This window comes from Bradyrhizobium sp. USDA 4353, assembly GCF_054063215.1.
In genome coordinates this window covers 1,910,292-1,926,308 of sequence record NZ_JBSSGB010000001.1, presented here as the reverse complement: position 1 = coordinate 1,926,308, position 16,017 = coordinate 1,910,292, and the positions used below count along the sequence as shown (strand labels likewise).

At 65.3% G+C, this 16,017-nt stretch carries 13 protein-coding genes; 10 read left to right on the top strand and 3 right to left on the bottom strand.

The genetic code is table 11. From position 1 onward, the window contains the following. Positions 1–103: 103 nt before the first annotated feature. Complete coding sequence (locus ACVILH_RS08645) at positions 104–733, bottom strand: hypothetical protein (RefSeq protein WP_456712508.1); 630 nt, start codon at positions 731–733, stop codon at positions 104–106. A gap of 474 nt (positions 734–1,207) precedes the next feature. Here ACVILH_RS08645 and ACVILH_RS08640 point away from each other — a divergent pair, with 474 nt between their 5' ends. Then, the gene (locus ACVILH_RS08640; protein WP_456712507.1) at positions 1,208–2,584 is read left to right on the top strand and encodes a cytochrome P450; all 1,377 of its coding nucleotides are present in this window, start codon (positions 1,208–1,210) and stop codon (positions 2,582–2,584) included. Between the two features lie 235 nt (positions 2,585–2,819). Here ACVILH_RS08640 and ACVILH_RS08635 read toward each other — a convergent pair whose 3' ends face one another. Continuing rightward, complete coding sequence (locus tag ACVILH_RS08635; protein WP_456712506.1) at positions 2,820–3,662, bottom strand: SDR family NAD(P)-dependent oxidoreductase; 843 nt, start codon at positions 3,660–3,662, stop codon at positions 2,820–2,822. Between the two features lie 181 nt (positions 3,663–3,843). Here ACVILH_RS08635 and ACVILH_RS08630 point away from each other — a divergent pair, with 181 nt between their 5' ends. The 8 genes from ACVILH_RS08630 to ACVILH_RS08595 all read left to right on the top strand — a co-directional run bounded on the left by ACVILH_RS08630 (position 3,844) and on the right by ACVILH_RS08595 (position 15,059). Further along, the gene (locus ACVILH_RS08630; protein WP_456712505.1) at positions 3,844–4,806 is read left to right on the top strand and encodes a sensor histidine kinase; all 963 of its coding nucleotides are present in this window, start codon (positions 3,844–3,846) and stop codon (positions 4,804–4,806) included. A gap of 190 nt (positions 4,807–4,996) precedes the next feature. Then, positions 4,997–6,775, top strand: a complete 1,779-nt coding sequence (locus ACVILH_RS08625; protein ID WP_456712504.1) for a putative bifunctional diguanylate cyclase/phosphodiesterase — start codon at positions 4,997–4,999, stop codon at positions 6,773–6,775. Between the two features lie 137 nt (positions 6,776–6,912). Beyond that, positions 6,913–8,106: a substrate-binding domain-containing protein gene (locus ACVILH_RS08620; RefSeq protein ID WP_456712503.1), complete on the top strand. Its 1,194-nt coding sequence runs from the start codon at positions 6,913–6,915 to the stop codon at positions 8,104–8,106. Between the two features lie 92 nt (positions 8,107–8,198). After that, positions 8,199–8,963, top strand: coding sequence for an ABC transporter ATP-binding protein (locus ACVILH_RS08615; protein ID WP_456712502.1), 765 nt, complete (start codon positions 8,199–8,201; stop codon positions 8,961–8,963). Beyond that, positions 8,960–9,682: an ABC transporter ATP-binding protein gene (locus tag ACVILH_RS08610; protein WP_456712501.1), complete on the top strand. Its 723-nt coding sequence runs from the start codon at positions 8,960–8,962 to the stop codon at positions 9,680–9,682. The genes ACVILH_RS08615 and ACVILH_RS08610 overlap by 4 nt, the downstream gene beginning before the upstream one ends. Continuing rightward, positions 9,679–10,689, top strand: a complete 1,011-nt coding sequence (locus tag ACVILH_RS08605) for a branched-chain amino acid ABC transporter permease (RefSeq protein WP_456712500.1) — start codon at positions 9,679–9,681, stop codon at positions 10,687–10,689. Before ACVILH_RS08610 ends, ACVILH_RS08605 begins: the two co-directional genes overlap by 4 nt. Beyond that, positions 10,686–11,756, top strand: coding sequence for a branched-chain amino acid ABC transporter permease (locus ACVILH_RS08600; protein WP_456712499.1), 1,071 nt, complete (start codon positions 10,686–10,688; stop codon positions 11,754–11,756). Before ACVILH_RS08605 ends, ACVILH_RS08600 begins: the two co-directional genes overlap by 4 nt. Positions 11,757–11,957: 201 nt before the next feature. Next, positions 11,958–15,059: a bifunctional diguanylate cyclase/phosphodiesterase gene (locus ACVILH_RS08595; protein WP_456712498.1), complete on the top strand. Its 3,102-nt coding sequence runs from the start codon at positions 11,958–11,960 to the stop codon at positions 15,057–15,059. A 38-nt stretch (positions 15,060–15,097) separates the two neighbouring features. On the opposite strand, the gene ACVILH_RS08590 is transcribed toward ACVILH_RS08595, so the two are convergent. Then, positions 15,098–15,355: a hypothetical protein gene (locus tag ACVILH_RS08590; RefSeq protein WP_456712497.1), complete on the bottom strand. Its 258-nt coding sequence runs from the start codon at positions 15,353–15,355 to the stop codon at positions 15,098–15,100. Positions 15,356–15,555: 200 nt separating this feature from the next. Between ACVILH_RS08590 and ACVILH_RS08585 the strand changes: the two genes are divergently transcribed. Further along, positions 15,556–15,960: a YccF domain-containing protein gene (locus ACVILH_RS08585; protein ID WP_035645076.1), complete on the top strand. Its 405-nt coding sequence runs from the start codon at positions 15,556–15,558 to the stop codon at positions 15,958–15,960. Positions 15,961–16,017: the final 57 nt, after the last annotated feature.

The following is a 16,017-nucleotide window of genomic DNA, read 5'->3' as shown; positions in this document are numbered from 1 at the left end:
AAGTAAAGATTCCGGCCCGTAGATCTACGGATGATCCGCCGGGCCCAGCCTCCACGTCGAAAGCCAGGACCACAGGTCGGATCAACAGAACAGCTCAGGCCGCTCAATGACAGGCGAAGGTCCGCTCGCTCACCTCTTTGAGCGACTGCTGGAAGGTCGTGCCGTAGCGCAGACCGCAGCAGTGGCACTTTGCCGGCGACAGCAACGAGAACCGCTCGTCACATCGCGGACAGGCGAAGCGGCCGAGCAGGAAGAGCGCCGCCGGAAGCAACATCACCAGCATGAACGGCAGCGCCGGTCCGGGATAGCCGACCAGGCGGGTCGCGACGGCTGTCAGCGCCGCGACGAGAGCGATCGCCAAAGGCAGCGTCTTCCGCCACTTCAGGCTGGTCCAGGCGCCCTCATAGCGCAGCTCCTCCACGGCCGGCGACAGATCCCGCTGCTTGACGAGCAGACGCTGCACATCATTCTTCTTCCGTCGCCGCAGCCAGACGAGAAGGCCGACCGAGCCGAGCATCACCGGGAGCATCGACAGCGTGGTGCGCTCCCACGGCCTGTATCGCTTGAACTCCATTTCGCTGTGCAGCTCGCCGGACCGCCCGCAGAACTGCTCGCCGCACGGCCGGATCGGCGCATCCGGAAAGTTCTTCGCGCCGACCACGATCGCCGCCATGAACAGAATGATGATGCCGACGAGCTGCAGCTTAACGAATCTCACAAAGCGTGACGTCACGGTCGTAACTCCCCTTGGCCAGAACCAGCTTTGGGCTCTTGATGCATTGGCGGAGGGGATCGTCACTGTGATGGACGGCACACTTCGCTGCTGGTCGAGCGTGCCACTGCATGGCTCGGAGCGATGGAACGCGTGTCAGTCGCCAAGCAACCGCCTATATTTTCCTGCTGAAGCCGAACATGCCGCTGTCGGATGCAGCGCCCTCTCCCCTTGCGCGTCCAGCGCCCGGCATTCCCCGCGCCTTGCTTTCGAGGAAGGCAGCATGGTCCATCCCTCGGACGCCCCAGCGCCGCGAGATCGCGACCGCTTGCGTTGCAGCACGACCGATCGATGATGTGGCGCCGGAGCGTATTGCATCGTCGCTGCAACTGCCTATCAATGAGGGTCAGACAGTCCGGAGATGCCGAACGCTCAGAAGTCGGCCCAGAGACAGCGAACGGTAGACGCGAGCCAGCAGACGAGAGGAAACCCGAGATGTCGATGCAGCATGTGGTCTCTGACCCGATCAGGCTGACGCCGCCCCGGCGCAACTCGCTGACCCACATTCCCGGCGACGAAGGCTGGCCGATCATCGGCAAGACCTTCGAGGTGCTGGCTGACCCCAAGGGCCATGTCGAGCGCAACGCCCGGAAATACGGTCCGGTCTATCGCAGCCACATGTTCGGCGACGTCAACGTCGTACTGCTCGGGCCGGAGGCCAACGAGCTGGTGCTGTTCGACCAGGCCAAGCTGTTCTCCTCCGCCCATGGCTGGGGCCACATTCTCAATCGGCTGTTTCCGCGCGGGCTGATGCTGCTCGATTTCGAGGAGCACCGCATGCACCGCAAGGCGCTGTCGGTCGCGTTCAAGGCGGGGCCGATGAAGTCCTATCTCGCCGGCCTCGACCGCGGCATCGCCACGCGCATCGCGCAGTGGCGCGAGAGGCCCGGCGAGATGCTGTTCTATCCGGCGATCAAGCAGCTCACGCTCGACCTTGCCGCGACGTCTTTTCTCGGCACCGAGATCGGCCCGGAGGTCGACGCCATCAACCGCGCCTTCATCGATATGGTGGCCGCCGCCGTCGCGCCGATCCGCAAGCCGCTGCCGGGCACGCAGATGGCGCGCGGCGTCAAGGGCCGCCAGCGCATCGTCGCCTATTTCTCCGAGCAGATTCCGCTGCGCCGCGCCAAAGGCGACGGCGACGATCTGTTCTCGCATCTGTGCCGCGCCACTGACGACGAGGGCGCGCTGCTGTCGACGCAGGATATCGTCGACCACATGAGCTTCCTGATGATGGCGGCGCACGACACGCTGACCTCGTCGCTGACCTCCTTCGTCGCCCAGCTCGCCGCGCATCCGGAGTGGCAGCAGAAGCTGCGCGCGGAGGTCGAGGGCCTCGGCCTCGCCAAGGGCGATCCGATGAGCTCGGAGCACCTGGAGAAGATGAAGCTCACGGAGATGGCGTTCCAGGAGACCTTGCGGCTGATGCCGCCGGTGCCGTCGCTGCCGCGCCGCCCGGTCCGCGACTTCACCTTCAAGGGCTTTGCGATTCCGGCCGGCACCGGCGTCGGCATCAATCCGATGTACACCCACCACATGCCGGAGATCTGGCCGGAGCCGGAGCGGTTCGATCCGATGCGCTTCACCGACGAAGCGCAGCGCGGCCGCCACCGCTTCGCCTGGGTGCCGTTCGGCGGCGGTGCCCATATGTGCCTCGGCCTGCACTTCGCCTACATGCAGGCGAAATGCTTCGCCCGGCATTTCCTCGGCAATGTCGAGGTCTCGTTCGCACCGGGCTATCAGCCGAGCTGGCAGGTCTGGCCAATCCCCAAGCCGCGTGACGGGCTGAAGGTGCAGCTGAAGGCGGTGTGATCTCCATGTGTCGTGGTCGGCGAGGTCAGTTTTCCACGAGTCCCGCGTGTCGCCACGACCAGTGAGAGCTATTAGTTACTCGTCATGCCTGGGCTTGTCCCGGGCATCCACGTCGCTCCACGAATGCCAGACGACGTGGATGGCCGGGACAAGCCCGGCCATGACGATGGAGAGAAAGCGGGACAATCACGATATTCTGCATCATTCGGCAGACAACGCTCGAAGCGACCGCCGCCTACTCTACCGCATCCCCGAGCAGCTTGCGCATGGCCGCATAGCCCTGCTGCTGCTGGCTCCAGTTGCGGCCGCCGGTGATGGCGCCGTCGATGACGAGGTCATGGCCGTTGATGAAGCTGGACTCGTCGCTGGCGAGAAACACCGCCGCATGAGCGATGTCGTCGGGCAGGCCGGCGCGCGGGATCGGCTGCGCGGTGGCGTAGGCGTTGCGGATCGTCTCCGGCGTCTTCTCCGCCGCTTCGGTGGAGAGCCCCAGCGCCTTGCCGAAGATGCCGGTCGCGATCAGGCCCGGCGAGATCGAGTTGACGCGCACGCCGGATTCGCCGAGCTCCATGGCGACGCATTTGGTGAGATGGATCACCGCGGCCTTCGCCGTGCTGTAGACCACCGAGGTCGAATAGCCGGCGAGCCGGCCGGCGATCGAGCCGTTGTTGATGATGCTGCCCGTGCCCTGCTTCTTCATGTGAGGCGCCGCATACTTCATCCCCAGCATCACGCTGCGCACCAGCACCGCCATTGCCTGATCGAACCTGTCAGCCTCGAGCCCCTCGATGCCGCCGGTCTGCGCCGGTCCGCCGGCATTGTTGAACAGGCAGTCGAGCCGGCCGAAGCGCTCCGCGGCGAGATCGATCAGCGCGCGCATCTGCGCGTCAACAGTAACGTCCGTCTGGTGGAAAATGCAGCTCGCACCAAGCCGAGCCGCCAACGCCTCACCCTCGGCGCGGCGCCGGCCCGCGGCGATCACCGTGGCGCCTTCTGCGACGAACATCTCCGCCGTGCGCAAGCCGATGCCGCTGGTCGCGCCGGTGATCACCGCCACCTTGCCATTCAGTCGTCCCATCCCCCACTCCTCTTGTTGAATATTTGCAGATCATCCGACCACGATGCCCGACGAGTTCCTGTCACGGAACCATCATCCTGCATTTGGAATTGCAACATAAGCGAAGCAGCTTTCATCAGCTGGACAAATTACCGCCACGTCGGCCTTAATTTGGTTGCGCGATTGAGGCTGATGGGAGTCCATGACGCGACTCATCGACGACATCAAGCAGGTCTGGCGGGGCGAGCAGCAGCCGTCGCTGACATGGAGCTGCCTGTTTGCAGCGTTGTGCCTGATCGCGGCGACCGCGATCCGCTACGGCATGGCGCATCTGCGGCCGGACGTGTTCTTCACGCCCTATATGCCGGCGGTGTTCTTCGCGACGGCGATGGGCGGATCGGGCGTAGGCTTGGCCACTGCGATTCTCGGCGCGGCGCTCGGCCTCGTGCTCGACTTCGGCGGCGGGCCGACCGATGGCGCGCGGCTCGCGCTGATGACGATGTATCTGACGGTCGCAGGCCTGGTGATCTGGGGCGTCAATCACTATCGCTCTCTGGCCGCCAAGCAGCGCGAGATCGCGCGGCGGCTGATCGAGGAGGAGCAGTATCGCAAGCTGCTGGTCGACGAGCTGCATCACCGGCTCAAGAACAAGACCTCGACCATTCACGCCGTGCTGCATCAGGTGCTGCACGACCAGCCGCAGGTCTGGGGCCGCATCGACCAGCGCATCCGCGCGCTCGCGACCGCCGACGACCTCATCGCGCGCGCCGACGCCCAGGGCTGCGACTTGAAGGATCTCTTGACGTCGGAGCTCGGGCCCTACGGTCATGTCCGCTTCGAGCTCAACGGCGAGCCGCTGTTTCTTCCCGCCAAGCTCGCCGTCAGCCTGGCTTTGATCTTCCACGAGCTCGCGACCAACGCCGGCAAGTACGGCGCCTTCGCCTCGCCGCGCGGCTTCCTGCAGGTGTCATGGACGATGCAGGGCGATCGCCTCAAGCTGACCTGGGACGAGGCCGAGGGACCGACGCCCGGTCCGATCGGCAAGCCCGGCTTCGGCACCAAGCTTTTGAAGGCGGCGCTGTCCTCGTTCGACGGCAGCACCGAGACGACGTTTCTCGCCACCGGTCTTCACTGCACCATGCAGTGCCGCGTGCCGCCGAGCTAGAGGCCGGCGGGCGGCCAATTTGGCCTACGACTTTCGCAGCAGGCGCGCGCCGGCGGTGTCGGACCAAATTGAGGATCCGTTAATGACGCCGCGGCACAAACGCACGCTGTCCCAGATACTTGGTTCGCGCATTCCGTGTTTCTACGTAGCGCTTAACTAAAATGAAGCGGGAACTTTGCACAATCGGCGCATGTACAGCAGCGACCGTTTCAACTTTTCCCCCGACGCCAATGACGGGCTGGGCGCCACCGAGGCCGAGCTGCGCTTCCTGCGCAGCGTCCTCAGCCAGTTGCCGTCGGGCGTCACGGTGCAGGACGAGCAGGGTCGTTTTCTTCTCGTTAACGATACCGCCGCCGTGCAGCTCGGCGCCGCCGTCAACAGCGTCGACGGCGTCTCGGCGCCGCATCTCGATGTCCGCCGGACGAGCTGTCGCGAGATTCTCGGCCGGGGGCGGACCGTGATCGCCGAGGAGAAAGTCACCGGCGAGCGCGGCGCGCAGACGCTGCTGACCGCCCATCGCCCGGTGCGCATCGGCGACCGCCAGGTGCTGATCTCGAGCTCGGCTGATATCAGCGAGCAGAAGGAGTTCGAGGACCAGCTGTTCCGCGCCGCCTATTATGACGAGCTCACCGGGCTGCCGATGCGCCGCGTGGTCGAGCACCGCGCCGATACTCTGGTGCGCCGCGGCCGCGTCGAGGGACGCTTCGCGCTCGCCTTCCTCGATCTCGATAATTTCAAGTACATCAACGACTATTACGGCCACGCCACGGGCGACGCGCTGCTGGTCGAGCTCGCCAAGCGCATCAGCCGCGACCTGCGCGAATCCGACCTGCTGTCGCGCATCAGCGGCGACGAATTCCTGCTGCTGCTGCATCCGATCGAGCGCGCCGAGGAGGTTGCCGAATTCCTGCAGGCGCTCCTGGATCGCCTGAACGCGCCATTCTTCATCGACGGCGCCGAGGTGTTCGCCTCCGCCTCGGTCGGCGTCAGCCTGTTTCCCGAGCATGGCGCGAGCTACGACGTGCTGCGGCAGAATGCCGACCTCGCGATGTATCGCGTCAAGAACAGCGGCAAGGGCACGCTCGCCTTCTTCTCCAGCGCGATGGAGCACGAGGCGCTGGCGCGCATGAAGGTCGAGCAGTCGCTGCGGCTCGCGATTCTCGAAAAGCGCTTCTGCTGTGCGTTCCAGGCCAAGGTCGACATCCGCACCGAGGAGATCAAGGGCATCGAGGCCCTGGTGCGGCTGCGCGACAATGAGGGCGTGATCCAGGCGCCGGGCGCCTTCATCAATCTTGCGGTCGAGCTCGGCCTGATCGACGAGCTGGCGCATCTCGTGCTCGACGAGATCGTCAAGTCGATCGATCTCATCAACGACACGTTCGGCCAGGACGCGACGATCAGCATCAATGTCGCCGCCAAGCAGGCATCGAACCCGGAATTCATGCAGCCGTTCGCCCGCGCGCTCCAGGCGACCGGATTTCCGAAGCGCTTCATGGTCGAGGTCACCGAGGACGCCTTCGTGACCCGCAGCCATTTCCAGGACGAGATCGTGCCGCTGCTGCGCGAGATCGGCGTCGGCATCTCGATCGACGATTTCGGCATCGGCTATTCGTCGCTGTCGGCGCTCGCCGATATCACCGCCGACGAGATCAAGATCGACCGCTCCTTCATCACGGACATCCACAAGCGGCCGCGCAGCCAGGGCATCCTGCGCGCGATCGAGTCGCTCAGTGAAGCGCTCGGCATGACCGTGATCGCGGAAGGCATCGAATCCTTCGAGGAGCTCGCTTATCTGCAGGCCGCGACCAAGATCCGCTATGCGCAGGGCTACTACTTCTCGCGCCCCATCTTCCTTGAGGAGCTGAAGCCGGCCGTGCCGCTTGCAAGCGAAGCGCGCATGAGCCTCGCCAGTCGCGCTGTGCAGGAAAATCGCCAGGCCTACGCACGCAGCAGCCGATATCGCCGCTGACATCAATCAGAGCGAGGACCTGTCAGCACAAAGTATGAGCGACGCCAGACTACCCCCGAAAGCGCCTTGACCGCGCCTAAGCCTGCACACTATCAGTTGCAAACAATATAGCCGCCGATCGCTGGGAGGAAGGCTTCGTGAGAACGTCACATATTTTCAAAGGCATTGTTTCATCACTGACTGCAACCCTGCTGGCCACCGCGGCCCAGGCCGATGATCTGAAAATCGCTCTCATCTACGGCAAGACCGGCCCGCTCGAAGCCTACGCCAAGCAGACCGAAGCCGGCCTCCGCCTCGGCTTCGAATACGCCACCAAGGGCACCAACATGATCGACGGTCGCAAGATCGTCATCATCACCAAGGACGACCAGGGCAAGCCGGACCTGTCGAAGGCCGCGCTCTCGGAGGCCTATCAGGATGACGGCGCCGACATCGCCATCGGCACGACCTCATCGGCCGCGGCGCTCGCCGACCTGCCGGTCGCCGAGGAGAACAAGAAGATCCTGATCGTCGAGCCGGCGGTGGCCGACCAGATCACCGGCGAGAAGTGGAACCGCTACATCTTCCGCACCGGCCGCAACTCCTCGCAGGACGCGATCTCCAACGCGGTGGCGATCGGCAAGCCCGGCGTGACGGTCGCAACGCTGGCGCAGGACTACGCCTTCGGCCGCGACGGCGTCGCCGCCTTCAAGGAGGCGCTGGCCAAGACCGGCGCGACTCTGGGCGCCGAGGAATATGTGCCGACCAACACCACCGACTTCACAGCCGTCGGCCAGCGGCTGTTCGATGCGCTGAAGGACAAGCCGGGCAAGAAGATCATCTGGGTGATCTGGGCCGGCGCCGGCGATCCGCTCACCAAGCTGCAGGATATGGATCCGAAGCGCTACGGCATCGAGCTGTCGACCGGCGGCAACATCCTGCCGGCGCTCGCCGCCTACAAGCGGCTGCCGGGCATGGAAGGCGCTACCTACTACTATTATGACATCCCCAAGAACCCCGTGAACGACTGGCTGGTGGCCGAGCACCAGAAGCGCTTCAACGCGCCGCCGGACTTCTTCACCGCAGGCGGCTTCTCCGCGGCCATGGCCGTCGTCACCGCCGTGACCAAGGCGAAGTCGACCGACACCGAAAAGCTGATCGCGGCGATGGAGGGCATGGAGTTCGACACGCCGAAGGGCAAGATGATCTTCCGCAAGGAGGATCACCAGGCGCTGCAAAGCATGTATCACTTCCGGGTCAAGGTCGATCCGAACCTCGCCTGGGCCGTCAACGAGCCGGTGCGCGAGATCAAGATCGAGGAGATGACGATCCCGATCCGCAACAAGCGCTAAGGATGCAATCCGTGCCCGGCCCTCGCGCCGGGCACGTCGTTAGAAGTGATATTTGGTTGGAAGCGATATTTGGAAGTCATACAGCTGGCGCCATGTCCCTCACCCTCGAAACCCGCGACCTGACGATCCGCTTCGGCGGCCATGTCGCGGTCAACAGCGTCAGCTGCAGCTTCCGGCCCGGCGAGCTGACCGCGATCGTCGGCCCCAACGGCGCCGGCAAGACCACCTATTTCAACCTGATCTCCGGCCAACTGACGGCCTCCTCGGGCTCCATCCTGTTCGACGGCCGCGACATCACCTCGCTCTCCGCCCCGCTGCGCACCCGCGCTGGCCTAGGCCGCGCGTTCCAGCTCACCAACCTCTTCCCCAATCTCAGCGTCGAGGAGAACGTCCGCCTCGCCGTGCAGGCGCAGAGCGGCACGCATTACGATCTGCTCCGTCCGTGGATGGCGCGTCGCGACCTGATCGCGCGCGCCGATGCGATCCTCGACCAGGTCGCGCTCGGCAGCCGGCGCAGCGTCACCGCGACCACCTTGTCGCATGGCGACCAGCGCAAGCTCGAAGTCGCGCTGATGATGGCGCTGGAGCCGAAGGTGTTCATGTTCGATGAGCCGACCGCCGGCATGAGCATCGACGAGGTGCCGGTCGTGCTCGACCTGATCGCAAGGCTCAAGCAGGACAAGAGCAAGATCATCCTGCTGGTCGAGCACAAGATGGACGTCGTCCGCTCGCTCGCCGACCGCATCATCGTGCTGCATAACGGCCAGCTCGTCGCCGATGGCAAGCCGGCGGAGGTCATCGCCTCGCCGATCGTGCAGGAAGCCTATCTCGGCGTGTCGCCGCGGAGCGCCGCATGAGCGCGCTGCTGAAGCTCACGGGCGTCGAGACCTATATCGGCCGCTATCACATCCTCCAGGGCGTCGACTTCGAGGTGCCCGAGGGGCAGACCACGATGCTGCTCGGCCGCAACGGCGCCGGCAAGACCACGACCTTGCGAACGATCATGGGGCTGTGGCAGGCGAGGAGCGGCAACATTTCACTTGCCGGCGAGCCGATCGAGAAGCTCGCGACACCCGACATCGCGCAGCGCGGCGTCGGCTACGTGCCCGAAAGCATGGCGGTGTTCTCCGATCTCACCGTCAAGGAGAACCTGGTGCTGGCGGCGCGCAACGGTCCGCTCGACGACGCACAGCTCGCCTGGATCTTCGGCTTCTTCCCGGCCTTGAAGAAATTCTGGCTGTCGCGCGCCGGCAGCCTGTCGGGCGGCCAGAAGCAGATGCTGTCGATCGCGCGCGCGATCGTCGAGCCGCGCAAGCTGCTCCTGATCGACGAGCCGACAAAGGGACTGGCCCCGGCGATCGTGATGTCGCTGATCGAATGCCTCAAGGAGATCAAACGGCGTGGTGCCACCATCCTCCTCGTCGAGCAGAACTTCCATGCCGCGCGCGAGCTCGGCGACCAGGTGCTGGTGATGGACAACGGCACCATCGTCCATCGGGGCGCGATGGCCACGCTCGCCGCCGACGTCCCGCTGCAGGAGCGCCTGCTCGGCCTCAGCCTGGAGGCGCATCAATGAGCGAGATTGCCGCAATCGATGCGCTGCCGAAGCCGAAGCGCGACATTGCGCCCGTGCTGCTGCCGGTGGTGCTGGCGCTCCTGATGATCCCGCTGGTGGGCTCGGCGAGCTCCTGGGTCACGCTGACGGTCGCGAGCCTCGCGATGGGCATGATGATCTTCATCATGGCCTCCGGCCTCACGCTCGTCTTCGGGCTGATGGACGTACTCAACTTCGGCCACGGCGCCTTCATCGCGGTCGGCGCCTATGTCGCGACCTTGGTGCTGCTGCCGCTCGCGAGCTGGGCGCAGGCCGACTCGTTGTTGACGAACCTCGCCGTGCTGGTTCCGGCCGCGCTGCTGTCTATGGGCGTCACTGGGGCGCTCGGCCTCGTCGTCGAGCGCGTGCTGGTGCTGCCGGTCTATGGCCAGCACCTCAAGCAGATCCTGATGACCACCGGCGGCCTGATCGTCGCGGAGCAGACGCTCTATGCGTTGTTCGGCCCGCAGATCATCCCGATGCCGCTGCCGGCGGCGTTGCGCGGCTCGTTCATTCTCGGCGACGTCGCGATCTCGAAATACCGGCTGCTGGCGCTGCTGATCGGCCTCGTGATCTTCATCGCCATCGAGCTGGTGCTGAACCGCACCAAGATCGGCCTCCTGATCCGCGCCGGCGTCGAGAACCGCGAGATGGTGGAGGCGCTCGGCTATCGTATCCGCCGCCTGTTCCTCGGCGTGTTCATGACCGGCTCCGCGCTGGCCGGACTCGGCGGTGTGATGTGGGGGCTGTATCGCGAGCAGGTCCATGCCTCGATCGGCGACGAGCTCACCGTGCTCGTGTTCATCGTCGTCATCATCGGCGGGCTCGGCTCGATCACCGGCTGCTTCATCGGCGCGATCCTGGTCGCGATGGTCGCCAATTACGGCGGCTTCCTGGTGCCCAAGCTCGCGCTCGTCTCCAACATCCTGCTGATGGTCGCCGTTCTGATGTGGCGGCCGCGCGGCCTCTATGCGGTGACCAGCCGATGATGATCCTCTCTGGCGATCCACCGCGCAGCCGCGCGCTGTCGATCCTGCTCGTCGTGATCGTGCTGGCGCTGCTGGCGACGCCCTTCATCTTTCCCGGCGCCAAGGCACTGAACGTCGCCGCCAAGGTCTGCATCTTCGCGGCGCTGGTCGCGTCCTACGATCTGTTGCTCGGCTACACCGGCTCGGTGTCGTTCGCCCACACGATGTTCTACGGCATCGGCTCCTATGCGATCGCGATCGCGCTCTACGGGCTCGGCCCGAGCTGGACCTCCGTGGCAGTCGCCGTCGCCGCAGGCCTGCCGCTCGCGCTGCTGCTGGCGCTCGCGATCGGGCTGTTCTCGCTGCGCGTCGAGGCGATCTTCTTCGCGATGATCACCCTCGCCGTGGCCTCCGCCTTCCTGGTGCTGGCCTCGCAATTGTCGTGGCTGACGGGCGGCGAGGACGGCCGCAGCTTCCAGCTGCCCGAGTTGCTGCGCCCCGGCACCGTGTTCATCGGCAAGGAGTGGTTCGGCTTCCCGATCAACGGCCGCATCCTGACCTACTATCTGGTGTTGTCGGCCTGCGCGCTGATGATCCTGGCGCTGCTGCGCGTGGTGAACTCGCCGTTCGGCCGCGTGCTGCAGGCGATCCGCGAGAACAGGTTTCGCGCTGAGGCGCTCGGCTATCGCACCGTCTTCCACCTCACTTATGCCAACTGCATTGCCGCCGTCATCGCCGCGAGCGCCGGCATGCTGAACGCACTGTGGCTACGCTATGCCGGCCCCGACACCTCGCTGTCGTTCTCGATCATGCTCGACATTCTCTTGATGGTCGTGATCGGCGGGATGGGCACGATCTACGGCGCGATCATCGGCGCGGCGATTTTCATCCTGGCGCAGAACTATCTGCAGGCGCTGATGAGCATTGCCTCGACGGCGGCGTCGGAGGCAGGGCTGCCGCTGCTGCCGGGCCTGCTGCATCCGGACCGCTGGCTGCTGTGGCTCGGCCTGCTGTTCATCGCCAGCGTCTATTTCTTCCCGACCGGCGTCGTCGGCCGCTTGCGCAGCAAGCCCGGCTCATCACGCTGAGCTGCAAATACCATTAAAACTCTGCGCATCTTAGCCGCTACAGCAGCGGCCGCGGTACTCCGATGGAGCATCGACGGCTTGAGACGACATTTCGTCGTCGCCTTAAGCCACAGCTAACCGCGTTTGCTAACCCCTCCGGTACCACTGCCTTGTTATCAAGCTTGCTTGCAACAAGTCATTTTCTTCCGGATCGATCAGGGCATGCAGGGCGCAGCAGACACGTCGGGGGCCGGCGCAATCGAGCCGGAACGGGTTGGCACGTCCCTCTGGCGCGGGCCGGTGCCGTGGCTGATTGCCTGCGGTGCGCTGCTGATCGCAGCCATCGTCATCGGCACGATCGTCATGGCGAACGATTTTCGGACGCGTACGATCGCTAACAACGAGCGTGAGCTCGAGAACACGGTGCTGCTGCTGAGCCGGCATTTCAGCCAGCAATTCGAGGACGCCGAGACGGCGGTGTCGCATGCGATCCGCAGGATGCAGCTGGGATCAATCACCTCGCCCCAGGCCTTCCGCGCGCGGATGTCGCAGCCGGACATCCGCGAGATGCTGCAGTCGCAGGTGAATGGCCTGTCCTATATGGGCGACCTCACATTGATCGGCGACGACGGCCGTTTCGTCAATTGGTCGACCAACGATCCGCTGCCCTCCATCGAGGTCGGCGACCGCTCGTACTTCAAGGACCTCAAGTCAGCCGCGCAGCCCAATGCCTTCGTCATCACGCCAGTGACGAGCCGCGTCACCGGCGGCTGGGCCACGATCGTCGCGCATCGCCTGAGCGGCGCCAACGGCGAATTCCTGGGCTTGCTGACCCGCCGCGTCGACCCGCGCGCCTACGAGACCTTCATGGAATCGATCGCGCTCGGCCGCAATGCGGCGATCACGCTGTTTCATGCCGACGGGACGATGCTGGCGCGCTATCCGCATGTCGAGTCGGTCATGGGGCGCAAGATCGCCACCGACAACCTGCATAGCACGGTGGCCGACGGCAACGTCCACACCCGCCTGATCACCAGCCCGGTCGACGATGTCGACAAGATTCTGGCCGCCGCAAAGGTCGGCCGCTTTCCGCTCACGATGACCGCGACCAAGAGCGTTGATGACGCGCTGGCCGATTGGCGGTCGCAGATGGTGCTGCTGGTGGCCGCGGCATCACTCGCCGTCCTCGTCATCGCCATCACGTTCAGCCTGATGATCCGGCAGATCGTGCGCCAGAACCGGTCCGCACGGCAGCAGCTCGAGGACGAGAAGCAGCGGGTCGAGACCGCGCTCGACAACATGACGCAGGGGCTGATCTCGTTCGACGCGAATGCCTGCGTGGTGATGTTCAACCAGCGCTTCATCGATCTGCTCGATCTGTCCACCGACGTGATCCGGCCCGGCCTCCACCTCCGAGAGGTCGTCGCGCATTGCAAGGCGCGCGGCGCCTTCATCGGCAACGATGCCGATTTCTGCGCCGACGTCATCAACCGCGCCGCAGCCGGCGGCACGTCGCAGATGGTCACGGAGGCGAGCTCCGGCCGCTTCTTCAACGTCATCGACAAGCCGCTGTCATCAGGCGGTTGGGTCACGACGATCGAGGACATCAGCGAGCATCGCAGGCTCGAGCAGGAGCGCGACCGCAACCATGCGTTCCTGCGCGAGATCATCGACCACATCCCGTCGCACATCATGGTGAAGGATGTCCGCGACCGCCGCTACGTGCTGGTGAACCGGTCCACCGAGCGCGGCTTCGGCTTGGCGCACGATCAGATCGTCGGCCGGACGGTGTTCGACCTGCTGCCGCGATCCACGGCGGAAAAGGTGACTGCCGACGACGACCGCGCGCTGGAGCAGCCGGACGGGTTGGTCCTGGCCGAGCATCCCTGGAACACGCCTGCGCTGGGGACCCGCTACATCACCTCGCGGCGCATCGCCATCACCGACGAGCAGCGCCGGCCGCGCTACCTCGTCAACGTCATCGAGGACACCACCGAGCGGCGCCTCGCCGACGAGAAGATCGCCCACCTCGCTCATTTCGACGCGCTGACCGAGCTGCCGAACCGGGTGCTGTTCCGGGAGCGCATCGATCAGGAGCTGGAGCGCGCGCGCCACGGCACCTTCTTCGCGCTGCTCTACATCGACGTCGACGAGTTCAAGGGCATCAACGACTCGCTCGGCCATCATGTCGGCGATGAGCTCCTGAAGACGATCGCGCGGCGGATCGAGAGCTGCCTCGGGCCGGAGGACATGGTCGCTCGGCTCGGCGGCGACGAGTTCGCCGTGCTGCTGACGACGGTGGCCGACCAGGACGAGGTGATGGTCTTCGCGCGGGAGATTCTCGAGACGATCCGCAAGCCCTATCGCTGCCTTGGTCACCAATTGTCGACCGACGCCAGCATCGGCATCGCGCTGGCGCCGCAGGACGGCATCGAGTGCGACCAGCTCACCAAGAACGCTGATCTCGCGATGTACGCCGCCAAGGCCGGCGGCCGCCACACCTTCCGCTTCTTCGAGCCGTCGATGGACGAGAGCGCGCGCGCCAGGCTGCAGCTGCAGCAGGATCTCCGCCGCGCCATCGCCGAAGGCCAGTTCGAGCTGCATTACCAGCCGCTGCTCGGCTTTACCGAGAACGTGATGACCGGCTGCGAGGCGCTGCTGCGCTGGCGCCATCCCGAGCGCGGCATGGTGCCGCCACTCGACTTCATTCCCCTCGCCGAGGACACCGGGCTGATCAACGAGATCGGCGACTGGGTGATGCGCACCGCCTGCGCGGAAGCCGCGAGCTGGCCGGCCGACATCCGCATCGCCGTCAACGTCTCGCCGGTGCAGCTGAAATCGCCGACATTGGCGCTGCGCATCGCGGGCGCCCTGTCCGCCGCGGGCCTCGCACCCGAGCGGCTCGAGGTCGAGATCACCGAGGCAGTGCTGATCAGCGACGACAATGTCGCGCTCAGCATCCTGCATCAGCTACACGACATGGGGGTGCGCATCGCGCTCGACGATTTCGGCACCGGCTATTCGTCGCTGAGCTATCTCAAGCGGTTCCCATTCGACAAGATCAAGATCGACCGCTGCTTCGTCAGCGACATCGGCGCCGGAAGCTCGTCGGCGATCGTCCAGGCGGTGGTGAGCATCGCTGCCGCCAGCAACATGACGACAACCGCGGAGGGCGTCGAGACCGGCGCGCAGCAGACCGCGCTGCGCCAGCTCGGCTGCACCGAGATGCAGGGCTACCTGTTCAGCGCGCCGAAGCCCGCCGCCGAGCTGCGCAAGCTGTTCGCGCCGGACGCAGCCGCAGAGGACCTGCAGGCCGCCGGCTGATACCGCAGCCGGCGATCCGCCTCGCGCTCGCTCGGCCGTCATCGGCCGAACGCGGGATAGCGCGAATTGCACGCGGTGATGATCGAATCGTGGATCTTGCGATCGTTCTTGTATTGCGGCAGCAGCTGCGCGTTGACGTCGTTGACGCACTTTTTGTAGCGCGGATTCATCCGATCGAGGAAGCTGAGATCGATCGCGGCGGCCTTCTGGCTCGAGCTAAGCAAGGCTGCAGCCGCGCCCGCGATGACGAGCGCAACGAGCATCGTGCGAGACGGCGACTTTGCAAAATACGACATGGTCCTGGTCCCTTTCCCCTCGGCCACACTGTGCGGCCGGTGGGAGGACCATGCGCCAAGTCCCGTCCGGCGTTCGTGACGGCCGTCACACGCCCGCGCCAAACCGTCTCACATCATCTCCCTCCGCCCTGTGGCGGCCGGCTTTGGCGCGTGCCGAAGACGCCCTATATAAGCGCCGTCGGAACCTGGAAGGTGACCTCATGCAACCCGTCTCATTGCTCCTCAATGTCCTCTGGATCGTGCTGGGCGGCGCCTATATGGCGTTCGGCTGGCTGGTAGCTGCGGTTGTCATGGCGATCACCATCGTCGGCCTGCCCTGGGCCCGCGCCGCCTTCAACATCGCCGCCTATACGCTGCTGCCGTTCGGCTCGCGCGCCGTCCGCCGCGACGAGGTCACCGGCATGGAGGATATCGGCACCGGACCGCTGGGCCTGCTCGGCAACATCATCTGGTTCGTCCTGGCCGGCTGGTGGCTCGCGCTCGGCCACCTCCTGACCGCGGTCGCACTGGCGGTCACCATCATCGGCCTGCCCTTCGCCTGGGCGCATCTGAAGCTCGCCGGGCTGGCGCTGTGGCCGATCGGCAAGACCATCGTTCCGGCGTAACGCTGGCCGGCGGCCGGCCATGGACCGGCCAAAGCCCTGAGGCGTGCCCTCCGGTCC